The following is a 23,514-nucleotide window of genomic DNA, read 5'->3' as shown; positions in this document are numbered from 1 at the left end:
TTGGGAAGAATTCCCTTTTCAATATGACACCTGAATGTTAAAATAAAGATAGTTCTTTGCAGGGATGCGAGGGGCTATCTTTATCTTTATATAAGGTTCCAGATGCGCCGGGACGGAAGTTTGAGACAGGATGATGGGGCATGGGAGAATTGATTTTTCAATAAACGGATATAAATGGTATATAAATTAATGTCCGGAGCTTTTGAAATGAAATATAATAAAAGATCGGAGTACTGAATATGTACAAAGTTTTGATAACAGATGACGAGAAAATAGAGCGCGAGGGAATCAAATTCCTTTTGTCCCAGGAAGAAGGAGAATATGAGATCCACGAGGCCTCTAACGGCAAACAGGCTCTGAATGTGCTGCGCGGTGAGGCAATCGACTTTCTTTTAACAGATATAAAGATGCCTCATATGGACGGCCTTGAGCTGGCAAAAAAGGCCAGGGAGGAGAACCCCAGTCTTCCCATTGTGATCTTCAGTGGATACAGTGACTTCGCTTTTGCCCAGGAAGCTATGCGCTATGGGGTGAAGGATTATGTGCTCAAACCGGTAGACCCGGATACCTTCCACACCACTATTGGGAAAGTGAAGGCCGAGATCCAGAGTGTCCAGTCCCAGAAGCAGAAGGCGGAGAAGGAGAAGAATTTTCTTCTTCAGTATTTCCTTCAGACCTACCTGTATTCCGGTAATGAAGAGGTGCTGAAAAAGGCAGGGGAGATCCTGGATCAGTCCAGCTGGGAGCAGTGGCACTGTGCCATTCTCATTGAAGCGGACAAGGCATTTTTTGACAATGTGCCAGATAATATTGACGAGGAACTGATGCAGGGACTGCACCGGAATTTCTTTTACCTGAACCTGAATACCAGACAGTCGGTGCTGTTTTTCTCAGATGTATACTGTGATTATCAGCTGGTTGCCAAGCATCTGTATGATCTTCTGAAGCAGAAGTACTCTGCAAGCTTTCATCTGGCTGTGAGCAGCCGGTTCGAAGGGCATGAGGCTTTGCCGGAGATCATGTCCCAGCTGGAGCAGACTATGGAGGAGAAATTTTATCATCCAGATGTACATGTGTTTAACAACGAGGCAGATGACAGCCAGCCTGTGAATGCGGAGACACAGGATTCCCGCCTGATGGAGAAGATTTCTGAGGATATTTCCCGCAAGGATGTGGAGCAGCTGAAGAAGCATTTTGAGTGTCTGGTGAAGAAATATGAGAACGATACCCGTTTCTCTGCCATGTATGTGAAATTTGTTTTTTCCAATGTGATCCAGGAGCTTTTCCAGGAAAATCAGTTCTCTGAGGAGCGGAAGCTGGACCATGAGGTGGAGCGGCTTTATAGCTGTACGGATCTGAAGCAGATCCTGGCCATCACCCAGGAGAATATTAAGGAGTACGAGGAGTTCCTGGAACGTTCCATGAGCGGTTCCAGAGACGAGGTGGCTTCTGTAAAGAATTATATTTATCAGCATTATGCGGAGGATTTAAGTCTTGAAACCTTGGCGGAGAAGGTGTACCTGTCCTCCGGTTATCTCAGCTTTATTTTCAAAAAAGAGACTGGCATGAACCTGAACCGTTTCATCCGTGTGGTCCGCATGGAGAAGGCGAAGGAGCTTTTGTGCAGCTCCAATATGAAGGTGGCACAGGTCAGTGAACAGGTAGGAATCCCGAACGTTTCTTACTTCTGCAGAAGTTTCAGGGAATATTACGGAAGCAGCCCGGAGTCCTACCGGAAAGGAACCGGTGAAGAGGATGAGAATACCGGCAGCCATAAAGAATAAATTTAAGAATATGAAATATCGTCACAAGCTGACCATTCTTCTTGTGACAGCCAGCCTGGTTCCCATGATCCTGCTTGTGTGGTACAGTCACGGCCGCATGAGCAGTCTGCTCCGGGAAAAAGAAATGGAGGATATGTCTTCCATCCTGGAGCAGACCGGAGAGGGAATCGACAGTCAGATCGAGGTTTTTTCCAGTCTTTTGAATTATCTCACTTATTCCCCGGATATTGAGGACCTGATCGCAGAGAAAAATATGGATAATTATTACGCTTATAAGAAGTATACGGAAGTAGCGGATCCTCTTTTGTCTGTGCCAAAGTCCTATCATGATGCCATTACACAGATCCAGCTGTTTGCGGACAGTATTAAGGTTCGCCATGAGTATACACTTGTGCCTTTGGCTGAGGTGGATAAGGAGTGGTGGTATGACGAACTGGCGGAGGATGTGTCTGTACAGTGGGTGGTAGATAAGGAAAAGCCGGAAATTGCAGCTGTAAGACGGATCTACGACGGCAAAGAGCAGACCGCGGTTCTTTGTATTACACTGGATTATAATAAGATCTTCCAGCCTTTTGAGAATATTATTTCCGCGGAGTCTGGGGGAATGATCCTGGATAAAGAGGGAAATGTGCTGTTTCAGAAGGAACTGCTGGGAGAAAAAGATGGAAAGAATTCGGATTCTGTTAATGAAGTGGAAAACTCTGTTGCCAAGAAGAGCGTGACGGAGAATGGATATGTGGTTTCGAAGGAACTTTTGGAATCCGGGCAGAAGGATTATGCGTTTGTAAACCGGGAGAATACAGTCTGTGGCTGGAGCTTTTATCTGTATAAGCTGCAGTCAACAGTAGACAGCTCTGTGGCAGGAATCCTGGTCAGTGAGATCCCGCTGATCGTGGCTTGTGTTGCCATTATCCTGGCACTGGGACTTTCTTTTTCCAGGCTTTTTACCAGAAAGATCGAGGAGCTTACCGAGAACATGAACCAGGTGAACCAGGGCAGCCGTGTGGTTACGGTGGACAGCGATGCCGGGGATGAAATCGGTCTTCTGGTGCGTAGCTTCCGAAGGATGATGGATGAGATCAACCGTCTGATCCATGAGGTTTATGAGAATAAGATCGCGCTGAAGGAGTTTGAACTGAAGGCGCTGACTGCCCAGATCAACCCTCATTTCCTGTATAATTCCCTGTCTGTTATCAACTGGATGGCCATTCGGAGCAACCAGAGGGAAATCAGTAAGGTTACGTTGTCCTTATCCATGTTTTACCGGACTGCTTTAAGTAAGGGACAGGACATGGTTACCGTGGACAACTGTATTCAGAATATTAGGGCGTACCTGGATATCCAGCTGGTGATGCATGACAATGATTTTCAGGTGATCTGGGAAATTGATCCGGAGGTGAAAGGGGATATTGTGCCTAAACTGCTGCTGCAGCCTGTTGTGGAGAATGCCCTGGAGCATGGACTGGACATGAAAGAAGAGGGAGAGAAGATCCTGAAACTGTTCTTTGTAAAGGATGGTGAGGATGTGCTTCTTGCAGTGGAAGACAATGGACCGGGAATGGAGCAGGAAGAGGCTGATAAGCTGGTAACCTATAAGGCTTCCGGATATGGCCTTAAGAATGTCAATGACAGAATGCAGCTCCTTTATGGGGAGAAATATGGAATCAGGGTATTTAGTAAAATTGATCAGGGCACCAGGGTTGAAATGAGAATCCCGAGAGAAAAGGCGGATGAGGAGACCGTGGCAGCTGGAGAATTTTCTGCGAAAAAGTTTTTGCAGGAGCCGGAAGGGGACAGTAAGGACGGAACCGGGAAGGATGGTGGAAAAAGTGAAGAACAAAAATAGAATACTGGCACTGGGACTGGCTTTTTCTATGGTGGTTTCGGCTGGCGCGCTGACTGGCTGCGGCTGCGCGGATAAAAGTCTGGGAAAAGAGAATGTCAGTGTGGAAAGTGAAATTCCTGGAGGCGAAGAGTCGGAAGAATTAAATAGCGGTTCCGGGAAAGAATCAGATGTGGCTGGCGGAGAGAAAGAAAACGGGAATGCTGCAAAGAACAGTACAAAAAACGGTACAGAAACGGACAATTCCCAAGCAGATGATCCCGCAGACAGCGGACAGTGGAAAAAGGCTTCCACTACTCCATACGGCAAGTATCCGGAATTGGTGACTTATACTTTAGGGCAGATCAGCGGTGCCAATAACTCCAATCTCCCAGAGGGAAACACTTATGAGGACAACGCCTACACCCGGTATCTGAAAGAGATCCTGAATGTGCAGAATAAAAATACCTATATGGAGCGGGAGGACCGTTACAACGATTATGTGAATGTGCTGGTGAACGATCACACTTTGCCGGATGTACTGGTGGTTTCGGACAGGGAGACTTTGAATACGCTTGTGGAAAATGATCTGGTGGAGGATCTGACGGATGTTTACGCAAATTGTACGTCCCCAAGGATCAAGGCCATGTATAACAGTTATGGTCCCCAGCTTCTGGGGGCGGGAACCTTTGATGGCAGACTGATGGCACTTCCGGAGGCTGTGATCGACCATGGCCCCTGCCTTTTGTGGATGCGAAAGGACTGGATGGACCAGCTGGGACTTTCTGAGCCGGAGACACTGGAAGAGGCTATGGATATCATCCAGGCCTTTCAGGAGAACCGGATGGGAGCTGAAGAGGGGGAAGATCCTGTAGGACTTGTGTGTGATACCAATTTTGTGTCTACTACCAGTCAGAATTATTCGGTGGAGCCTGTTTTTGAGAAATTTTATTCTTATCCAAGAAGATGGATCAAGGATGAAAATGGGGAGATTGTTTACGGTTCTCTGACAGAGGAAACCAGGTCGGCAGTTGCTTACTTGCGGGAACTGTATGAAAGGGGAATCCTGGATCAGAATTTTGCCCTGCGAGCACAGAATAATCTCCGTGACCTGGTGGTGGAAGGAAAATGCGGGGCGTTTTTCGGGCTTTGGTGGGCGCCGAACAATCCGCTTATGGACGAGATCGAGAATGATCCGGAAGCAGACTGGGAGCCTTATTATCTCACAGCTGACTATCAGGAGAAGGATAATGTGTATGCTTCTTTTCGGGATAACAAGTATGTGGTGGTGCGAAAGGGCTACGAGCATCCGGAAATCGTGATGAAGATCATCAGTGTGCTGTTTGACTACAGCCGTTTTGATGATGTGGAGAATGCGGACGAGATCAACAGTTATTTTGCGCTGAATGTAGATCCCACAGCCAGACCGCTGGTAATTAATGTGGACTATAATGAGGCAATTTATAATGTGACCAAGGATATCCGAAGGGTGATGTCTGGCAAACAGAAGGAGAGCAATTTAAGTGCTTTGGAGAAGTCTTACTACGACGCCTGCATGAAGTACGTGAGTGGGGAAAATGTAACCGCAGAGGACTGGGCTGCGTACAAGTCCAGGGTTTCTGCAGTGGGCGTGCTGGTAGATGGTCACTATAATCCTGTGCGGCGCCAGTATCTGGTGGATTCCGACGGGGAGATCCCTAATATGCTGGCAACTTTGGAGAAGAATGCTTTTATCCAGATGATCATGGGGGAGCAGCCTATGGATTACTTTGATACCTTTGTAGAAGAGTGGTATGAGCAGGGGGGACAGGAGCTGACTCAGAAGATCAGAGAGGAGAATTCGTGATTTTATGTTTGAGGAATTATTGAAAAGTTGTACCTTATGTCCCCGGAAGTGTAAAGTGAACCGTCTGGAGGGAGGACGCGGATATTGTGGCATGGACAGCACCATAAGGGCTGCCCGTGCCGCTCTTCATATGTGGGAGGAGCCTTGTATTTCCGGGAAAAAAGGATCTGGAGCTGTATTTTTCTCCGGCTGCGGCCTTCGGTGCTGCTTCTGCCAGAACCGGGACATTGCTATTGGGGATTCTGGAAAAGAGATCACAGTGGAGCGGCTTGCTGAAATTTTTCTGGAATTGCAGAAAAAGGGGGCAGCAAATTTGAATCTGGTTACCGGGGCACATTATGTACCGCAGATCATTTGTGCGTTGGAACTGGCCAGGGGAAAAGGATTGGGGCTTCCGGTGGTGTATAATTCCAGTGGCTATGAGAATGTGGAGACAATCCGTATGCTGGAAGGGTATGTGGATGTATATCTGCCGGATCTGAAGTATATGGAGCCTGAGCTGGCAGCTGCTTTTTCCCATGCAGAGGATTATCCGCAGGTGGCACAGGCTGCAATTGCGGAAATGGTACGCCAGACCGGGCCCTGCCAGTTTGGGGAGGACGGGTATATCCGCCGTGGAACCATTGTCCGCCACCTGATTTTGCCAGGCCACACGAAGAATTCCATTGCGGTGTTGAAATATCTGCACCAGACTTACGGGGAGAATATTTTTATCAGCGTCATGAACCAGTTCACTCCTGTCTGGAAAAATGAAAAGTACCCGGAACTGAACCGGAAAGTAACCCGGCGGGAGTATGAAAAAGTCCTGAACGCCGCCATAGAGCTCGGAATCGAAAACGGCTACTTCCAGGAAGGGGAGACCGCGAAGGAGAGCTTTATACCGGCGTTTGATTATGAAGGAGTATAGCGCCGCCTTGCAATTGCTAGGCAGCGCTATACTGTGTAGGGCTATCTTGTTTCTAGTGCACAGCTTGCAGTGCATGGATTATCAAAGCTTGGATTGAAGGCGTAGAAGTTCTTGGAATCCAACTGTTCCTGGATGGAACGGAGGGCTTCACCGAAACGCTGGAAGTGTACGACTTCCCTTGCACGCAGGAAGCGGATCGGATCAGCAACTTCGGGGATATTCCGTACTACGCGGAGGATATTGTCATAAGTGGAGCGTGCCTTCTGTTCGGCAGCAAGGTCTTCAAATAAATCTGTGATCGGATCCCCCTTACTCTGGAATTCGCATGCATTAAAAGGAACTCCCCCTGCTGCCTGTGGCCACACGCCGACTGTATGGTCAATATAATATGGTCCAAGCCCGGAATTTTCGATTTCCTCCATGGTGAGGTCACGGGTAAGCTGGTGAACCATAGTGGAAACCATTTCCAAATGTGAAAGTTCTTCGGTGGCTATATCTGTTAATACAGCGGTAGAGGTGCGGTTAGGCATTGTATAACGCTGTGAGATATAACGCATAGCTGCTCCGACCTCCCCGTCGGGACCGCCATATTGACTTAAAATGAACTGTGCCAGCTTCGCATTGGGTGTTGTGATATTGATGGGATACTGCAATCTTTTTTCATAATTCCACATAGACTGTCACGCTCCTTCCCTTTCCCATGGGAATGGCTGCTGGGACCATTTCCATAATTTTTCGCTGCTTATTGCTGCATCATCGATGGTCAGCGGACCATACTTCTTTGCATATTCAGCCATCAGCTTATTGCGGCGGTCTGAAACCTCAGCAAAATAGCGCAATGCTTTTTCATCCTCTGGGTGAGTATCCAGATATAGGATCATATCGTTGACCGCGAAACTCACCTCATTGATCTGCTGTAAGAGACAGCATCTTGGAGACATCTGATTCCTCATCATCTGCGCACACCTCTCTTTCCACAGAATGGTTTGCAAAGCTGTGGGAAAATAGTGCCCACAGACAGGGCATAGTCAAGGTCATAGGCGGAAGTGAACTGCTGATATGGCACATAGGCCATGGCTGGCGTCAGGTGTTTCAAATGTTCATACATATTATCTGTGTTTGACGAAGTTGATTTGGAACAAGGGCAGTTCTGTGTTTTGGAAATTGCAGAATTACAGGAAGAATTCCCAGGTATGGAATTTCTGTATGGTTGGGCACATTCAGAAGTCTCACGGGGCATTTCATTGCAAGAGATCTCGCGCCGCATTTGCGCTGGTGAGGCGGGAGCGGAATTCATCATCCCGCAGGTTCTATTATAAGGGCGGCAGCCCGAACGGTTCATCTGATAATTTTCCATAAACAGATCCTTTCAGGTTTTATTAAAGCGTTCTTTTTATTTTATGTAAAAACATATAAATGTGTTTATAGAAGTATTGGTACAAAAGACCGTAACAGGTCTTATGTTGGAACCTTAACCTATGTTTTCGGAGAACATTGGGTTCTGTTTTCTTTATTTTTGCTTTTTAACATTGTGGACTGGATTACGGGCTGGATGAAGGCTCGCCTGACACACAGGGAAAACTCCAAGGCCGGCTGGAAGGGCGTTCTGAAAAAGCTGGCGTATTGGATCATGATCGCGGTGGCTTTTGGGGCATCTGCGGTATTTGTGGAAGTGGGAAAAACACTTGGAATTGATCTTGGAATTACCGCTTTATTAGGTTTCTTTGTTCTGGCATCTCTGGTGGTAAATGAAATACGATCTATCTGCGAAAATCTGGTGGAGATGGGAGTGGATGTCCCAAGGATCCTGATCCGCGGTCTGGAAGTAGCAGATAAAGCAATTAATAAAGAAAGCGAAGAGGATGATGACAACCACGACGGGGGTGTGCAAATGGCTGCAGGCAGCAGGGCATGAAGCAACTCTTTGCATTGCTCCGGAAGGAAAGCTGCATTCTCTGAATGAAGAAATTGCTTATTTCATTGGGGAAGAGCACAAGCAGAACTATGACCTGTCTGTGCAGCTTCATTTGAATGCCTTTAATGGGAAAGCCTACGGCTGTGAAGCATTTTCCTACAATGCAGAAGGGCTTCCGGCAGCAAAGAGAATCAGCGCAAAGCTTGGTACTGTCTGGTATAACAGAGGCGCCAAAGCCAGTCCTGGCCTGTATTGGACCAGAAAGACAAAGGCGAAATCCGTTCTGGTGGAATCCTTTTTCTGTGATTCCGCAGAGGGGAGAATACAGTACAAAAAAAGCTGCAAACAAGGTTATAAAGCAGCTGAAGACAGCTGGGTTTGATGGAATAGTGAAGAAGCTGTGATTCCCACCCTGTAGAGAAATTTGGGGGCATGCCTAGAGCCTGTTTGAAAAATCATTCCCGCAATCTGTACGCCCCACTTTGCGGTATATTTCACCCGAATTCGGTTGCCATAGCCCGCTACGGCGCCCTCATCCGGGCAAAATCTCCCACAAATTGTGACACACATCTTACGGAAAGCATTTTTTAAACATGCTCTGGCAGTGAAACCGCTGGAGATACTTTTTCTTCAGTTCAAGGTTTCGGTTTCAGCAAATACACATGCACAAAATAAATCAGTGCCGGTATCAGAAAGGTAAGATTCATACCACCTGCCAGGAATGAGGGAATGGTATCACCCGCCAGGGTAAATCCAAGAAAAAGGTATAATGCTCCAGTAAAAGCGCTTGCAACCCAGCTTCCCCAGCCAAGCCATCCAAAAAGTCCGGCGAGAATCAGGGCAAGCTCCCGGTAATACTGCATATAGGCATCAGAAGAAAATGGAAAAACGTTTCTTAAAAGATAACAGCCAAAGATAATTCCCAGAATATTCATCAGCCTCATTGCCTCAAAAATCAGGCTGGTGCTCTTTAACATAGAGCAGTTGTCCCATAATTTCACATCCAGCTTGTTGGCCGCACTGATAGCGGCCTTGGTAAAAGTGCCGTTGGTCATAACAATACATCGGTCACAGTCGTAATATTTGCCGCCGGCATAGACCTCCTGTACCGCCTTATTTCCTACCGGATAAGAATAATATTTACATTGGACTGCATATTTGGAAAATCTTTTATAGGCAATGATGTCAACGCCCTGATCGCCGCTTTTCTTGGTGACTTCTACATGGTGAAAGCCTTTCCGCCGCAGCATTCTGGCGCATTTGTATTCAAATTTATGTCCGTTCATCTGGTAAAATCCTTTATGTAGATTTGGTCTTTCGTTCTTTTTCACAAAAATAGTAAAAACTGTTTCACGATTTTTTCAAAAGTATTTCACACTTTTATCACATTTGTTTCGTATATTATTACCTGTAGAAAGCACCAAGTCTTTCTTAATTTAATATTTTTCTTTTTCATACGCGCCGGTGCGAAAGCACCGGCCTCCTTCCATTTCTGGGGAATTTTATCCGTATTAAAACGATGTAACGAAAACTATATTTTTTTCAGTACAAGGATATTGTACTACAGAAAAATCAAAAAGTAAACACCTGTTCGAATTCTATAAATCAATATATAAAAGAATCTGCCAGGTGCATAACACATCCTGACAGATTTGATTTACGTGGGCAGAGACTGCAAAATATATCTATTTATAACATTTTCCGCGCAACGGCTTCTGCTGTAGCTGACCTTGCAGCAGCAGTAGCCTCGGGATTTCTTCGACAGAAACCATAGAACAGACAATCAATCAGCAGCATCTGTCCCACCTTTGCAGGAATAGAACCAGACTGCAGAGGCCCTTCATTATATCCGCAAAGCAGCACCACATCCGCAAACTCTGCTGCTCTTGAATTGGGAAAATGGGTGATCAGGATCACCGGAACCTGGTGTTCATGGGCAATTTGCAAAGTATCTTCCATATCCTTGGTAGAACCTGAGTAAGAGAAAACAAGCAGCACATCTTTAGATGTAGCCAGTGCGGTGGTCATGATCTGCATATGGGAATCTGTTACCTGAACGAAGCGGGAAGAGGCAGTGGAAAAACGAGCCCAGGCCTCCATAGCCATTACCATACTTCCGCCATGTCCGAAACAGTAAACACGGTCTGCTTTTACAAGCAGATCCACTGCACGGTTAATGGCATTTTCATCCAGCAACTCAAGAGTCTCGTTTAAAGAAAGAATGCTGGCCTTGTGGATTTTCTGGAAAATAGTGTTTAGACTGTCCTCAGAGGTGACACCTTGTGGGGAATCGGTCATTTCTCCCATGTCAGTTACCCGGTCTGTCTTAGCCAGTGCCAGCTTAAAATCATTGTATCCGGCCAGTCCAAGCCCATGGCAGAAACGGGTGATGGAAGCCTCGGAGACACCGCTTTTTTCTGCAAGGGTGGAAATCGAATAATACTGCGCTTCTCCTGTGTGTGCAAAAACATAGTCAGCCAGCTTCTTCCCGGAACGTGTCAGGGAATGGTACTGGGCGGTGATAGATTCTAAAATATTACCAGTCAAAATCAGAACTCCTTTCCTATCATCTTGTCAAGACACTGGGCACCCAGCATGCCAGCCTGGTTCCCAAGTTCCGCCTTTTTGATCTTTAGTCCGCGGAAACTGGACATTACGGAAGGCATCAGTTTCTTCTCAATCTGTGCCGGAATGTAAGGCTGTTCCATAATGCCGCCTCCAAGAATGATACAGGAAGGATTCAGCATATGTACAATAGAAACCAGTCCGTATACGATCTCATTGATCCATGAATCTACGATACCACAAATTTCTTTTTCGTCAATGCGGGAAAAAAGAATTTTTCCATTTGTAATAGCAGGGTCATATTCCGAGGCTCTGGCAATCAGTGCAGTAGTGGACGCGTATTTCTCATAACAGCCGGAATACATGTCCGTATCAGGCCTGCGGTCTTCAGGGTGAATGATCAGGGCGCCCAGTTCCCCTGCGGAAAAAGAGCTTCCCCTGTAAATGGTACCGTCTGTAAAAATGGCACCGCCAACACCCGTTCCATAAGTAAGACAGACAAAATTCTTTTCGCCCCTGCCGGCACCGTAAACAGCCTCACCAATAGCTGCGGCATTTACATCATTTTCCACAGATACCGGAACGTGGAAAGCATTTTCCATAATATCCTTCACGAGAGTTCCTGTGTATCCGGGAATGTTGTGGTTGGCATAGATAATGCTTCCGGTCACCGGATTCACCTGTCCAGCCGTACTGATCCCGATTCTGGAAAAATCATAAGTATCTTTATAAGAACCGATGATCTCTTTCGCCAGTGACATCACATAAGCACCGCCTTTGGCGGCACTGGTAGGGGTTTCACGGATTGCAGAAAGACTGCCGTTTTCGGCAATGGCAGATTTGATCGCCGTGCCGCCAATATCAAGAACCATTGTTTTCATAATCTGCGTCCTCTTTTCTGAGTCTTTTTTCTATTATAACTGTAGCAAAGGAGCTGACACTTTTCAACACTAAAATGTAAAATATTTTCAAAATAAAAATAAAATGAAAATTATTTTAAAAATGTATTAACAATCAGCACAAAAGAAGATATAATATAGCCATAATCATTAGCGAGATTTCACAAACCCGGGACGAAATTTTACGCAAGAAGTGTAATGGATGCAGACAGAATCTGCGGGGGCAGAACCTGTCAATGGGGGCACACCTTACACGAAAAAGCAAAATGATAGTTGCTGTTCACGAAGTAAACAGTAACAGCTGAATCCTCTGTCCGTGAGACAGAACGATTCATCCAGACAGGATAACTAAATAAGTAATAAGCAAAAACGATCAATTATATTTGAGAAGGTAAGGTAAGAAAGAGAGGGTTTACCAGCACTGGACCAAAATCACAGAAGCAGCAGACCTTCCTTTCTTTATTTACAATATTCCACAGCTTACAGGTTTTAATCTTTCCATGAATCTGTTTAACAGAATGTTGGAAAAGAAGGCGGCAGAACTTCAGGAGATTGTTACTCCATTGATCTATCGTCTTTGCAGTTTCCCATCCATGCACGGTGCTGTAAAGGGAATCATTACATTAGACGGCTGTCCTATGGGAGATCCGAGACTTCCGGTCCTTCCAGTATCTACAGAAGATCCGAAGCTGATTGAACTTTATCACGATATCCGAAAGGCAGTGGAAGACACAAAGGAGTGGTAGCAGGATGAAAAAACATATTGTATACTTTGGTGATTCCAATACACATGGCTACTGTGCTATGAATGATGGCAGATTTGATGAGAATGAAAGATGGACCTGTCTTTTGCAGAAAAAGCTGGAATAGAAAACTTCAGTAAACCCTGAAATCCCGGCGCACGAAATTGTGTCGGGATTTTCCATAGTTATGTGCCCATTTACTGTAAGAAAATGACTATTTCCAAAAGCATACAGTAGTGTTATAATAGCACTGTTTACAATGTTAGGGGCAGACTCACCTTTTTGTGTCTGTGACCTGACATTTTCCTATTATTTATACATTTTGGAGGAGTTATGCAAATTATAATTGTTGGGTGCGGCAAAGTTGGACGTACCCTTGCAGAGCAGCTTCAGGAAGAGGACACTGCCACACAATCGCCCGTGTGCGTAATCCGATCTACAGCAAGGAGATTGGATTTATCAAGGAGCGTCTGGGTGTGACCATGATCATCAACCCAGAGCTGGCTGCGGCACAGGAGATTTCCAAATTGCTGCGTTTCCCATCTGCCATCAAGATCGACACCTTTGCCAGAGGCAAGGTAGAGCTTCTGAAATTTAAAGTAATGCCGGAATTTGATCTGGATGGAAAGAGCATTCAGCAGATCACCGAGCATTTCCGCTGCGACATTCTTTTCTGTGCCATTGAGGGAAAAGATTTTACCACTATTCCAGGCGGTACCAATATGCTCCGCAACGGAGACGTGGTATCGATTCTTGCCACCCCGCAGAATGCAGCTGCTTTCTTTAAAAAGATCGGCCTGAAGACCCATCAGGTAAAGAACACTGTGATCGTAGGCGGCGGCACCATTTCCTATTATCTTGCCAAGGCCCTGCTTGCCATGAAGATCAAAGTCAAGGTCATTGAGAAGGATAAGAACCGCTGCGAATTCTTAAGCGAAGAGCTTGCAGATGCCACTATTATCAATGGTGACGGCACAGACCGTTCCCTTCTTTTAGAAGAGGGGCTGGAGAGCGCGGAGTCCTTTGTAACTTTGACCAATATGGACGAGGAGAACATTTTCCTCTCCCTTTTTGCAAAGACCATTTCAAATGCCAAGCTGGTTGCCAAGGTAAACAGACTTGCCTATGACGACATTATTGACAGCCTGGACATTGGAAGCGTGATTTACCCGAAATACATTACTGCGGATTATATTTTGCAGTATGTGAGAGCAACCCAGAATTCCATTGGAAGCAATGTGGAGACGCTGTATCACATTCTGGATGGCAAGGCTGAGGCATTGGAATTTAAGATCTGCGATAATTCATCTATTGTGGGAAAAACACTGTCCGAGCTGAATCTGAAGAAGAATCTTCTGGTTGGATGTCTTTACCGGGAGGGCAATGTCCGTATTCCACGTGGACATGATACCCTGGAGATCGGTGACAGAGTTGTAATTGTTACCACAAACAAAGGTCTTCGTGATATCAACGATATACTTGAGAAGTAAAGGAGTCCGGACATGAATTATTCCATGATATCTTATATTCTTGGCTGGATCTTTAATTTTGAAGTGGCGTTTATGATCCTGCCCGGGATCACAGCGATCATTTACCGGGAAAAAAACGGCCTGGCATTTCTGATCACCATGCTGATCTGCCTGGCAATTGGAATTCCGCTTACCAGAAAGAAAAGAACAAATAAAGTATTTCATGCCAAAGAAGGAGCGGTTACCGTTGCCTTAAGCTGGCTGGTGCTCAGTGTGGCAGGTGCCCTTCCTTTTATTATTTCGGGAAGTATTCCACACCCTGTGGATGCGATCTTTGAGACTGTTTCTGGTTTTACCACAACAGGAGCCAGTATGTTAAATGATGTGGAAGCACTTTCCCATTGCATGCTGATGTGGAGAAGCTTTACCCACTGGATCGGCGGCATGGGAGTCCTGGTGTTTATTCTCTGCCTGCTGCCTCTTACCGGCGGCTATCATATGAACCTGATGAAAGCGGAGAGCCCAGGACCATCTGTAAGCAAGCTGGTGCCGAAGGTACAGTCCACAGCCAAGATTTTGTATACCATTTATATTATGCTTACTGTTGTAGAGATCATTTTCCTTCTTATTGGAAGAATGCCTCTCTTTGATACTCTTTGCCTCAGCTTTGGTACTGCTGGTACCGGTGGTTTTGGTATCAAGAATGACAGTATTGCTGGATATAGCACCTATAACCAGGTGGTGATCACCGTATTTATGATCCTCTTCGGAGTGAATTTCAATGCCTATTACCTGCTTCTGACGAAGAAGGTCATGCAGGCAGCGAAGAACGAAGAGGTGCGTTACTATCTGGGAATCATTGGCCTGGCAATCGTAGCCATTGCCATCAACACAAGAGGGATGTTCACCAGCTTTGGAAGAGCCTTCCAGCAGGCTGCATTCCAGGTTGGCTCCATTATTACCACTACTGGATATGCCACCACAGATTTCAATGTGTGGCCGGTATTTTCCAAGACAATCCTGGTCATCCTTATGTTTGTGGGAGCCTGCGCGGGAAGTACAGGCGGCGGCATCAAGGTATCCCGTCTTCTGATCCTTTGCAAATCCGCCCGTAAGGAGCTGCAGCTTTATCTGCACCCCAATGCAGTCAAGAAGATCAAGATGGACGATAAGGCTATCCCACACGAGGTAGTGAGAGCCACCAACATGTTCCTGTTTGTGTATATTATGATCTTTGTAACCTCCCTGCTGATCATCAGTCTGGACAATCTGGATATGATTTCCAATTTTACTGCGATCACAGCGACTTTGAATAATATCGGACCAGGACTTGGAGCTGTTGGTCCTACAGGAAATTTTGATACCTATTCTTATGTATCGAAGATCGTAATGATTTTTGACATGCTGGCAGGAAGACTTGAGGTATTCCCGCTGCTGCTTTTATTTAAGAGAGATACCTGGAGAAAGTTTTGATTTATTTATCCATAGTATATGGTTCATCTGCCGGATATCCGCCTGCCGCTTTCTGCATTCCGCGGGGGAGCGCATCTTTGGAGGTACGCCAGTCCGCGTCCTTGTTGCGGTAATCAAATTTGTCACAGAACCAGTCCAGATCATCGGAAAGCCTTTGCATATTCTGTTCCATCATTGGGAAAAGGATATTGTAAAAGGCTTTTTTCTCTTTCTCGGATAAGGCGGTTTCTGCAGTTTCCACCAGATCCCCGAAATGAGGAATGCAAAAGCCTTTGCAGTTCTGGAAAAGAGGGAGAAACTCCTGATTTTTCTTAAAAAGTTCGAAAAAGGTGTCCAGATATCTTGCGTAGGTATCTTTATAAAAATTGCAGATATAGCAGGTATCTTCCTGTTCTTTTACCCAGGCACCAAGAGATGTTTTCGGCGCATTTGCATCTGTGTTTCCCTTTTTGAATCTGGAAAAAACAGAAGCCTTGGACGGAGCAAACATTTTGATCTGTTCATGCAGCTCTTTGGTTTTGCACTGGAAATGGGTTTTCAGAATCAGTCCGGTGCCAAGGCGGTTGCCATAGTCATACATTTTCTTATAATGGGTGCGGCAAAATCCCATCTTGTCTGTTTCAGCCCGCACATCGTCTTCCATATAGGAAGCGCCTGCGCCAAGAACAAAATCCATAGCATGCTGTTCCAGTTGACGCTCCACGAAACAGAAGGGGCATTCGTCACCTGCTTTAAAAGCATCCATCAAGGGAATTGTGTACAGTTTTTCTTTCATGTGGTAAGATCTCCTTAAAAATATAAGATGTATAGTTTTATAGTAGGGGAAAGGATGTGTTTTGTAAAGCTTTGTTTTAAGAAAAAACTCATGGGAATCTGTGCTTGGCGAGATGTATGGAGGATAAATAAAAAAGACAAATCGAACATATGGTTGCATATGCCGGATGAGAATGTTATACTAAGAATAACAGAGTATGTTTGCTTATTTTAGGAAAGCTTTTGGAGAAGAAAGACTTCAGGCATATAGAGAAAAAGAGTTTGAAAGAGAAAGACACAGGGAGGAACCGGTAAATGGAAATTCTGGAAAATTTGAATCAATCACAGACAGAAGCGGTAACCGCTACAGAGGGCTGTATACGGGTGATCGCCGGGGCCGGTTCCGGTAAGACCAGGGCCTTGTCCCACAGATTTGCATTTCTGGTCAATGAGATCGGAATCCTGCCTGGAAATATTTTGTGTGTCACTTTTACCAATAAGTCCGCCAATGAAATGCGCCAGAGGATCCATAATCTGACCGGTGATAATGACACCGGATACATCAATACCTTCCACGGCTTCTGCGTTTCCGTTCTTCAGGAAGAGAGCTATGCTGTCCAGTATCCCAAGACGTTCCTGGTGCTGGACAATTCCGACATCGATTCCATGCTGAAGATCATTTATGAGGAACGTGGCCTCACTCTTCGCAACATGACTTTTTCCAGCGCGCGGGACATGATCGAGATCCGTAAGCTGAAGAAAGAGCCGGAATATTACAATGATATGATCACCATGTCCATCGACCAGATCCATGAGAAATATTTGCAGGCTACAGAGGCAAGTGACATTATTTTCTATGGCTATCTCTATCAGGAGAAGAAATGCTTTGGACTGGATTATAACGATCTTATCAAATTTACCCTGTATATCTTCGAAAATAACGAAGAAATCAAACAAAAATGGCAAAAACGCCTGGAATACATTATGATCGATGAGTTCCAGGATATTGATGATCTGCAGTACCGTCTCATGTGTGTATTGATGGGATATCACAAGAATCTGTTTATCGTAGGGGATCCGGACCAGACTATTTACACCTGGAGAGGTGCAAATGTGAAATATCTTCTTGATTTTCACCGGAATTTTCCAGATGTACAGACCATTATGATGATGGAGAATTACCGTTCCACGCCCCAGATCCTGAATGCAGCCAATTCCCTGATCAGCAGGAATCTCCTCCGTATGAAAAAGGACCTTCTTCCTACTCTGCCAGATGGAGAAACGGTACTTTGCGCCCATGGGGAGAATCAGGAGCAGGAGGCTCTCTGGATCGCAAAGGAGATTAAGAAACTAAAGAAAAGAGGCATTTCCTATAAGGATATTACCATTTTATACCGCGCCCACTATCTTACCAGAAGTATTGAGCAGGTCTTTTTGAAAGAAGAGATTCCTTATACCATTTACAGCGGGGTACAGTTCTTTGGCCGGATGGAGATTAAAGATGCACTTTGTTATCTGCGCATGATCGCTTATAAGGATGACCTGTCTTTCGTGAGAATTGCCAATGTTCCAAAGAGAAACCTTGGGGAGAGGAGAATGAAATTCATTCAGGAATATGCGGCTGAGAATGCGTGCAGCTTGTATGAAGCCATGTGCAGGAATCTGGACCAGGATATTTTTAAGGGCACAAAGGCCAGAGAGTTTGTGAAATTGGTGGAGACCTTTGCCTCTGATTACCGGGAAAGACCGGTATCGGAAGTGCTCTCAGCCATACTGGATCTGTTCGGATATGAGAGAATGCTCCGTACAGAAGGAAACCAGGAGAGACTGGATAACCTGGCGGAATTGAAGCAGTCTGTCTATGAATATGAGACGACCTGTGGGGAAGAAGCCACATTAGAGCATTATCTGGCTCATGTAGCTCTTTTTTCCAACAGTGACGTACAGCCAGAGCATGATAAGGTGAAGATGATGACGGTACACACCTCCAAGGGACTGGAATTCCCCTATGTGTTTCTTTGTGGACTGAATGAGGGAATCTTCCCATCCAGAAAGACAAGAACCAGGGAAGGAATGGAAGAAGAGCGCAGGCTGGCATTTGTGGCTATGACCAGAGCGAAGAAGCGTCTGTATCTTTCCGAAGCCAAGGGGCGGAATCTGGATGGTTCGCCCAGATATCCCTCCAGATTTATTCTGGAAATTGACCAGAACCTGCTGGAATACGCCCAGAAGCCAGAAGAGGGCTTAATAAAAGAGGCCAGGGAATATATTGAGCTGAGCAGCCGTTACCTTATGGAAGAGGAGGCACCGGCCCATTATCCAGCAGGACAGAAGATCCTGCATAAGATTTTCGGACCAGGCACCATTGTGGATGTGGATATTCAGAAGAGTGCCTATGCTATTCTTTTTGATGGAATGGAGACACCGCGGACCATATCCTTCCGGGTAAAATTGGAAAAAATATGAAAATTAATCCTTATCAAAATGCCGGTCCGGAATGACGTCCATCTGACTTACCGGAAGATAGTCTTCCCCGCCTGCACCATGAGTAAAGGCCTGCAGAATACAATCAATCGTCCGGTGGAGATAAGGGCGGTATTCATCAAGACAGACTGGTTGTGAATGAAGAATACAGCTATAGCTTGTGGAGCTTACCAGTTCAATGATGGTGAAGAGCAGCAGCTCTGGGGAATCGTAATGGATATCCGACTGTCCCAGAAGATTCAGGTATTCCTGAAAGAACGGAAAATCCTCTTCGTCTGCCTGTTCCTGAAAGGCATCTTTAAACACACCCCAGGACAGATTCTTGGAAATAAAGCCAAGCAGACTGCTTTCTGTCTGAAGACGGTCCAGAATATTATCTACAATAAAATGAAGCTGGGCAGTGAAGCCGGTAATATGGGCAGCTTCCAGAGCATCCCGGGCTTCCGAGAAAAGCTCGCCAGCCTTATGCGAGATCAGTTTATTCCGAATATCATATTTATCTTTAAAGTAGAGATAGAAAGTGCCTTTTGCAACCCCTGCATTTTCCACAATATCGGAAATGGTTGTCTTAGCAAGTCCTTTTGTAGTAAAGAGTTCAAAGGCAGTGTTGTACAGAGCACTTTTCTTTCTTTTCTTATTTAACTCCAGTTTTCCCATGCCTGTTCCTCCTAAAACCCTGTCTGCCGGGCAGACACTATATAAATAAAGGTAACTGTTCCGTACCTTCACATCTGCAAGCTTCGCGCTGCGCTTCTCAGCTTTTATGTGAAGACCGCAGCCGTAACGTTAAATATTTTACATTTATGACATTGCTGTCTGGATTTTCTACGTAATTACGCAGGTTTGATTTTTATTTTAAACAAAAATGACCAAAAGTCAATATCAAAACAGGAAAAGATTTGGATAAAAAACAGATATTGACTACTGGTCAGTTTTGTTGTATAACTTTCATAGGCTAAGAGATGACTAACTGATGTCGAAAAAAATAGGCTGCAAGGCAGTAGAAAGATTCACAGACGTCAGATATTTAACTAAGAATTAAGGAGTTGGCTAACATGAACCGAAATAAAAAAATTCTGAATGTTACTATGGCTGCTGGAATGGCTGCCGTCCTTGGAACTACACCAGTGATCGCTGCAGCACAGGAAGCAGACAATGCAGTGTCCAAGGAAGAAACCGTATATGTAAATGCCACTGCAGAAGGTGAAGTAAAGGACATCACCGTATCTGACTGGCTGAAGAACTCCGGATCTGCAGAGGGAGATGTATCCGATGTATCTGATCTGGAAGGAATCAAGAATGTAAAAGGTGATGAGACCTTTACCCAGGATGGCGACAAGGTTACCTGGAGTACGGACAGAAGCGATATCTACTATCAGGGAACATCCAATAAAGAGCTCCCGGTAGATATGAAGATCAAATATTATCTGGATGATCAGGAAATCACTCCTGACGAACTGGCAGGCAAGAGCGGTCATCTTCGTATGGAAGTTTCTTATACAAACAAATCCAAGAAAACAGTAAAAGTTGACGATAAAGACGTAGAAGTGTATTCCCCATTTGTTATGGTAACCGGAATGATCCTTTCTTCCGATAATTTTTCCAATGTTACCATTGACAACGGAAAAGTAATTTCAGACGGTGACAAAGAAATGGTTGTTGGTGTTGCAGTTCCTGGTCTGAAAGCCAGCCTGGATTTAAGCGATGACCTTTCCGATAAGATCGACATTCCAGAAGGCTTTACCATGGAAGCTGACGTTACCGACTGTTCCATGGGAAATACTTTTACCCTGGCAGTGACAGACCTGCTCAGCAGTCTGGATCTGGATGAGTCTGATGATCTTGATGACCTTCAGAATTCCCTGGATGAGCTGGACGACGCAGCTGTGAAGCTGGTAGACGGATCAAAAGATCTTTTCGATGGAACAAAAGAGCTCTATGATGGAACCAAGGATCTGAAGGATGGAACCAGCCAGCTTTATGATGGAGCGACGGATCTGGATGACGGAGCCAAAGAACTGGCAGACGGAACCGATACTTTATATGATGGAACGAAAGAACTGGATGATGGAGCCAAGACATTAAATACAGGTGCCGGAGAGCTTTATGATGGAACCTCTCAGCTGTACAGCGGAACCAAGACACTGTATGATGGAACCAGAACTCTTTATGGCGGCGCAAGCACACTTGCTTCCAGCTACAATGAGTTTGATGCAGGCGTTGCAAGTGCCAAGAGTGGTGCTTCCCAGTTAAACAGCGGAGCGAAATCTCTTCAGAGCGGTATTGCACAGTATACTTCCGGTGTAGGCAGCCTGGCATCTGGTGTAAACAGCTACACCAAGGGTGTTGATACTGTAAACAGCAACATGAAAGAGTATAATAAGGGAATGAAATCCCTGACAGATGGTGTGAACCAGTATGTGGCAGGCGGCAATCAGCTGGCATCTGGTGTGACTTCTTATGTAAATGGAGCCCTTCAGCTGACAGATGGTGTAAGCCAGTATGTAACAGGTGCACACAAACTTGCAGAAGGAACGAAGTCCTATGTAGATGGAACCAGCGCCCTGGTAGAAGGTGTTGGGAAGCTGGCACCTGGAATCCAGCAGGCTTCTGACGGACTTACAAGTGCGGCCGAAGAGTTATCTGGAATCGCAGCCAATGTAGCCAAAGCAGATATTCCAAATATGACTTCCAATCTGAAGACATATGCAGCAGGTGCTACTTCCCTTGCAACTGGAATCCAGCAGTATACTGCAGGTGCTGAAAAGATTGCCGAGGGAGCAGAGAGTGTAGCAGCAGGAGCACAGAGTGTGGCAGCAGGAGCACAGAGTGTAGCAGCAGGAGCACAGGACGTAGCAGCAGGAGCACAGGGCGTGGACGCAGGCGCAGGACAGCTTGTAACAGCGACTAAGAGTGTTAAAACTGGTGTGGACGGATTGGAAAGCGGACTTCAGAACTTGCAGGCTATGTTAAGCAATGATAATTCTTCCGCAGCAACTCAGCAGTTGAGTGGTCTTGCACAGTCTGTCCGTGACGCAGCAGAAGGAATCCAGACCAGCGTGAAGGTTGAGACAGCAGGTGTTTCTACAGATGCAGCTTCTGGTTCTGTAAACGGAGCACTTGGAACTCTGGAGGGAATTGATACTTCCAGTCTGGATGAGGGAACTGCAGCAGCAATCCAAAGTGCGATCAGCCAGTTGTATGGAGCACAGAGTGCTATCGAAAATATAGGAGCACAGTCAGGCGGCACTGTTACTGCACAGACAAACGGAGCTGATGTTCAGGCAACCTTAAATGCAATTGCAGATCAGATGGATGGCGCTGTCAGCACATATGCAGCTGACAATAATAGTGCTGCAATTACTGCAGTAAATCAGCTGATTGCAGCAGCTGGACAGGTATCAGATGGAGCTTCTGAGACAGTAAAAGGGGCTGAAACCTTAAAAGCAGGAACTGAAAAATTAAGCACAGGAGCTGCAAACTTAAATGATGGAGCCACAACCTTAAGTACAGGAGCCGCAAGCTTAAATGATGGAGCCGCAAGTCTTAACAGTGGCTTAAAGGAACTGACCAGCCAGGACGAAAAACTGAATAGCGGTGCAAAAGCTGTGATCGCAGCCGGTGACCAGGTTAATACCAGCGCAGACGCAGTAAGTGCAATTGCTTCTGAACTCACTGAAGAAAAAGTAAAAGAAATGCAGGCTCAGGTCAAAGCATTAAGTGACGGCGCAAAACAGATTTCTGAAGGCAATGAAACCCTTCAGGCAGGTTACAATAAATTACAGAAATCCGGTGCAGCGAAACAACTGACAGACGGAGCTGATCAGCTGCTCGCCAACGAGAGCACTCTTACAAACGGTATTACAGCCCTTCAGGGTAAAGATAATGCAAATGCAAACGCACTTCTTAGCGGTGCAAACACACTGCAGAAAGCAAAATCCAGTCTTGACAGCGGTCTTAGCTCAATCAGCAAGGCAACAAACCAGCTGGTATCCGGTGTTGGTACAATTGCTGCAAACAGCGTAGCACTTAGAAGCGGTGCATCCCAGCTGACTTCAAGCAGTGATGACCTGAATGATGGAGCAGCACAGCTGAAGGCAGGAACCAGCAGCCTTGTAAGCGGAGCTGGTACACTGGTAGCAGCCAGCGGACAGGTGAAATCCGGTATTGCCCAGTTAAAGAGCGGTGCTGGTGATCTTAGAAGCGGTGCATCTCAGCTTAGAAGCGGAGCAAACAGCGTAAATAACGGAACCCGTGAACTGAAGAGCGGTACAGCTTCCCTTGCAAGTGGAACCAGCGAACTGAAGAGTGGAGCTAAGGACCTGAATGACGGAGCCAAGACTCTGAAAGACGGAACCAGCACACTGAAAGACGGAGCTAAGGATCTGGATGATGGAGCTAAGGATCTGCAGGATGGAGCAAAAGAATTAAAAGACGGTGCAAAAGAGCTGAAAGACGGCGAGAAAGAATTCTATGATGAAGGTATCAAGAAACTGAAAGATACCATGGAAGATGATTTCCAGAGCGTTCTGGATCGTCTGGAGGCACTTCAGTCTGATGACTCAGCTTACACCTCCTTCACTGGAAAAGATGCGACTATGAGTGGAAATGTGAAGTTCATTATTGAAACCGAAGGCTTCGATGATGGCAGCGAAGACTGATCCACAGTCAGATAGATAACGGTTCATGGAACATAAAACAAAAAATAGAGGAAGGGGATAGGAGTAATTCTGCTCCCCTTCCTCTATTTTTATCTCATCCTTGCACCGCAAATAGGAGTCTGCTATAATGAAACAAACTAAAAAATCAGAAACAGATACAGAAAACAGGTGATGAAGTGGAGAACGTAAAGAA

Annotated in this window: 20 protein-coding genes and 2 pseudogenes; 14 read left to right on the top strand and 8 right to left on the bottom strand. The window is 45.7% G+C overall.

Features of this window, described 5'->3' with window-relative positions:
* Positions 1-239: 239 nt before the first annotated feature.
* From ACTQ50_RS07070 to ACTQ50_RS07055, 4 genes are read left to right on the top strand one after another with little or no spacing between them, the layout of a single operon-like run.
* Positions 240-1,784, top strand: a complete 1,545-nt coding sequence (locus tag ACTQ50_RS07070; protein WP_441483594.1) for a response regulator transcription factor — start codon at positions 240-242, stop codon at positions 1,782-1,784.
* Positions 1,756-3,630 (top strand): cache domain-containing sensor histidine kinase, encoded by a 1,875-nt coding sequence (locus ACTQ50_RS07065; protein ID WP_441483593.1) that lies wholly within the window; start codon positions 1,756-1,758, stop codon positions 3,628-3,630. Before ACTQ50_RS07070 ends, ACTQ50_RS07065 begins: the two co-directional genes overlap by 29 nt.
* Positions 3,614-5,452: an extracellular solute-binding protein gene (locus ACTQ50_RS07060; RefSeq protein WP_441483592.1), complete on the top strand. Its 1,839-nt coding sequence runs from the start codon at positions 3,614-3,616 to the stop codon at positions 5,450-5,452. The genes ACTQ50_RS07065 and ACTQ50_RS07060 overlap by 17 nt, the downstream gene beginning before the upstream one ends.
* 4 nt (positions 5,453-5,456) lie before the next feature.
* On the top strand, positions 5,457-6,359 hold the full coding sequence (locus ACTQ50_RS07055; protein ID WP_441483591.1) for a radical SAM protein: 903 nt from the start codon (positions 5,457-5,459) through the stop codon (positions 6,357-6,359).
* Between the two features lie 41 nt (positions 6,360-6,400).
* Here ACTQ50_RS07055 and ACTQ50_RS07050 read toward each other — a convergent pair whose 3' ends face one another.
* From ACTQ50_RS07050 to ACTQ50_RS07040, 3 genes are read right to left on the bottom strand one after another with little or no spacing between them, the layout of a single operon-like run.
* Positions 6,401-7,033 (bottom strand): manganese catalase family protein, encoded by a 633-nt coding sequence (locus tag ACTQ50_RS07050; RefSeq protein WP_441483590.1) that lies wholly within the window; start codon positions 7,031-7,033, stop codon positions 6,401-6,403.
* Between the two features lie 6 nt (positions 7,034-7,039).
* On the bottom strand, positions 7,040-7,315 hold the full coding sequence (locus ACTQ50_RS07045) for a spore coat protein CotJB (protein WP_441483589.1): 276 nt from the start codon (positions 7,313-7,315) through the stop codon (positions 7,040-7,042).
* Positions 7,312-7,434: a spore coat associated protein CotJA gene (locus tag ACTQ50_RS07040; RefSeq protein ID WP_441483641.1), complete on the bottom strand. Its 123-nt coding sequence runs from the start codon at positions 7,432-7,434 to the stop codon at positions 7,312-7,314. Before ACTQ50_RS07040 ends, ACTQ50_RS07045 begins: the two co-directional genes overlap by 4 nt.
* A 216-nt stretch (positions 7,435-7,650) precedes the next feature.
* On the opposite strand from ACTQ50_RS07040, the gene ACTQ50_RS07035 reads away from it, so the two are divergent.
* Genes ACTQ50_RS07035 through ACTQ50_RS07025 form a run of 3 tightly spaced genes read left to right on the top strand, consistent with a single transcriptional unit; the run spans position 7,651 to position 8,865 of the window.
* On the top strand, positions 7,651-8,274 hold the full coding sequence (locus tag ACTQ50_RS07035) for a phage holin family protein (RefSeq protein ID WP_441483640.1): 624 nt from the start codon (positions 7,651-7,653) through the stop codon (positions 8,272-8,274).
* The gene (locus ACTQ50_RS07030; protein WP_441483588.1) at positions 8,222-8,656 is read left to right on the top strand and encodes an N-acetylmuramoyl-L-alanine amidase; all 435 of its coding nucleotides are present in this window, start codon (positions 8,222-8,224) and stop codon (positions 8,654-8,656) included. The genes ACTQ50_RS07035 and ACTQ50_RS07030 overlap by 53 nt, the downstream gene beginning before the upstream one ends.
* A 50-nt stretch (positions 8,657-8,706) precedes the next feature.
* Positions 8,707-8,865, top strand: a complete 159-nt coding sequence (locus tag ACTQ50_RS07025) for a DUF6783 domain-containing protein (protein WP_441483587.1) — start codon at positions 8,707-8,709, stop codon at positions 8,863-8,865.
* Positions 8,866-8,909: 44 nt separating this feature from the next.
* Here ACTQ50_RS07025 and ACTQ50_RS07020 read toward each other — a convergent pair whose 3' ends face one another.
* The 3 genes from ACTQ50_RS07020 to ACTQ50_RS07010 form a co-directional block, all read right to left on the bottom strand.
* Complete coding sequence (locus tag ACTQ50_RS07020) at positions 8,910-9,560, bottom strand: restriction endonuclease (protein ID WP_441483586.1); 651 nt, start codon at positions 9,558-9,560, stop codon at positions 8,910-8,912.
* A 403-nt stretch (positions 9,561-9,963) separates the two neighbouring features.
* On the bottom strand, positions 9,964-10,821 hold the full coding sequence (locus ACTQ50_RS07015) for a MurR/RpiR family transcriptional regulator (RefSeq protein ID WP_441483585.1): 858 nt from the start codon (positions 10,819-10,821) through the stop codon (positions 9,964-9,966).
* A gap of 2 nt (positions 10,822-10,823) precedes the next feature.
* Complete coding sequence (locus ACTQ50_RS07010; protein WP_441483584.1) at positions 10,824-11,720, bottom strand: ROK family protein; 897 nt, start codon at positions 11,718-11,720, stop codon at positions 10,824-10,826.
* 431 nt (positions 11,721-12,151) lie between these two features.
* Between ACTQ50_RS07010 and ACTQ50_RS07005 the strand changes: the two are divergent.
* The 5 genes and pseudogenes from ACTQ50_RS07005 to ACTQ50_RS06985 form a co-directional block, all read left to right on the top strand.
* Positions 12,152-12,484, top strand: a pseudogene (locus tag ACTQ50_RS07005) (dihydrodipicolinate synthase family protein); the annotation flags it as partial.
* A gap of 4 nt (positions 12,485-12,488) precedes the next feature.
* Positions 12,489-12,602: pseudogene (locus ACTQ50_RS07000) on the top strand (lipolytic enzyme, G-D-S-L); the annotation flags it as partial.
* 212 nt (positions 12,603-12,814) lie between these two features.
* Positions 12,815-12,961 (top strand): NAD-binding protein, encoded by a 147-nt coding sequence (locus ACTQ50_RS06995; protein WP_441483583.1) that lies wholly within the window; start codon positions 12,815-12,817, stop codon positions 12,959-12,961.
* The gene (gene trkA / locus ACTQ50_RS06990; RefSeq protein ID WP_441483582.1) at positions 12,904-13,971 is read left to right on the top strand and encodes a Trk system potassium transporter TrkA; all 1,068 of its coding nucleotides are present in this window, start codon (positions 12,904-12,906) and stop codon (positions 13,969-13,971) included. Before ACTQ50_RS06995 ends, trkA begins: the two co-directional genes overlap by 58 nt.
* Positions 13,972-13,983: 12 nt before the next feature.
* Positions 13,984-15,423, top strand: coding sequence for a TrkH family potassium uptake protein (locus ACTQ50_RS06985; protein ID WP_441483581.1), 1,440 nt, complete (start codon positions 13,984-13,986; stop codon positions 15,421-15,423).
* Between the two features lies 1 nt (position 15,424).
* Here ACTQ50_RS06985 and ACTQ50_RS06980 read toward each other — a convergent pair whose 3' ends face one another.
* Positions 15,425-16,198 carry a DUF6062 family protein gene (locus tag ACTQ50_RS06980; protein ID WP_441483580.1) on the bottom strand — a complete coding sequence of 258 codons (774 nt, stop codon included), beginning with the start codon at positions 16,196-16,198 and terminating at the stop codon, positions 15,425-15,427.
* Positions 16,199-16,491: 293 nt separating this feature from the next.
* On the opposite strand from ACTQ50_RS06980, the gene ACTQ50_RS06975 reads away from it, so the two are divergent.
* On the top strand, positions 16,492-18,642 hold the full coding sequence (locus ACTQ50_RS06975) for an ATP-dependent helicase (RefSeq protein ID WP_441483579.1): 2,151 nt from the start codon (positions 16,492-16,494) through the stop codon (positions 18,640-18,642).
* Positions 18,643-18,645: 3 nt separating this feature from the next.
* On the opposite strand, the gene ACTQ50_RS06970 is transcribed toward ACTQ50_RS06975, so the two are convergent.
* Positions 18,646-19,317 (bottom strand): TetR/AcrR family transcriptional regulator, encoded by a 672-nt coding sequence (locus tag ACTQ50_RS06970; RefSeq protein WP_441483578.1) that lies wholly within the window; start codon positions 19,315-19,317, stop codon positions 18,646-18,648.
* 398 nt (positions 19,318-19,715) lie between these two features.
* Here ACTQ50_RS06970 and ACTQ50_RS06965 point away from each other — a divergent pair, with 398 nt between their 5' ends.
* Complete coding sequence (locus ACTQ50_RS06965) at positions 19,716-23,321, top strand: hypothetical protein (RefSeq protein WP_441483577.1); 3,606 nt, start codon at positions 19,716-19,718, stop codon at positions 23,319-23,321.
* The last annotated feature ends 193 nt before the right edge of the window (positions 23,322-23,514 follow it).

The organism is Blautia sp. Sow4_E7, assembly GCF_052116245.1.
Classification (GTDB): domain Bacteria; phylum Bacillota; class Clostridia; order Lachnospirales; family Lachnospiraceae; genus Blautia_A.
This window is presented reverse-complemented; position numbering and strand designations above follow the sequence as displayed.

Bases quoted from the DNA above. Each gene is read 5' to 3' on its own strand.
- ACTQ50_RS06970 (WP_441483578.1), bottom strand. From the start codon at position 19,317: ATGGGAAAACTGGAGTTAAATAAGAAAAGAAAGAAAAGTGCTCTGTAC.
- ACTQ50_RS06965 (WP_441483577.1), top strand. From the start codon at position 19,716: ATGAACCGAAATAAAAAAATTCTGAATGTTACTATGGCTGCTGGAATG.
- ACTQ50_RS07020 (WP_441483586.1), bottom strand. From the start codon at position 9,560: ATGAACGGACATAAATTTGAATACAAATGCGCCAGAATGCTGCGGCGG.
- ACTQ50_RS07025 (WP_441483587.1), top strand. From the start codon at position 8,707: ATGCCTAGAGCCTGTTTGAAAAATCATTCCCGCAATCTGTACGCCCCA.
- ACTQ50_RS06995 (WP_441483583.1), top strand. From the start codon at position 12,815: ATGCAAATTATAATTGTTGGGTGCGGCAAAGTTGGACGTACCCTTGCA.
- ACTQ50_RS07055 (WP_441483591.1), top strand. From the start codon at position 5,457: ATGTTTGAGGAATTATTGAAAAGTTGTACCTTATGTCCCCGGAAGTGT.
- ACTQ50_RS06985 (WP_441483581.1), top strand. From the start codon at position 13,984: ATGAATTATTCCATGATATCTTATATTCTTGGCTGGATCTTTAATTTT.
- ACTQ50_RS07070 (WP_441483594.1), top strand. From the start codon at position 240: ATGTACAAAGTTTTGATAACAGATGACGAGAAAATAGAGCGCGAGGGA.
- ACTQ50_RS07045 (WP_441483589.1), bottom strand. From the start codon at position 7,315: ATGATGAGGAATCAGATGTCTCCAAGATGCTGTCTCTTACAGCAGATC.
- ACTQ50_RS07010 (WP_441483584.1), bottom strand. From the start codon at position 11,720: ATGAAAACAATGGTTCTTGATATTGGCGGCACGGCGATCAAATCTGCC.
- ACTQ50_RS07065 (WP_441483593.1), top strand. From the start codon at position 1,756: ATGAGAATACCGGCAGCCATAAAGAATAAATTTAAGAATATGAAATAT.
- ACTQ50_RS06975 (WP_441483579.1), top strand. From the start codon at position 16,492: ATGGAAATTCTGGAAAATTTGAATCAATCACAGACAGAAGCGGTAACC.
- ACTQ50_RS06980 (WP_441483580.1), bottom strand. From the start codon at position 16,198: ATGAAAGAAAAACTGTACACAATTCCCTTGATGGATGCTTTTAAAGCA.
- ACTQ50_RS07030 (WP_441483588.1), top strand. From the start codon at position 8,222: ATGATGACAACCACGACGGGGGTGTGCAAATGGCTGCAGGCAGCAGGG.
- ACTQ50_RS07040 (WP_441483641.1), bottom strand. From the start codon at position 7,434: ATGGCCTATGTGCCATATCAGCAGTTCACTTCCGCCTATGACCTTGAC.
- ACTQ50_RS07050 (WP_441483590.1), bottom strand. From the start codon at position 7,033: ATGTGGAATTATGAAAAAAGATTGCAGTATCCCATCAATATCACAACA.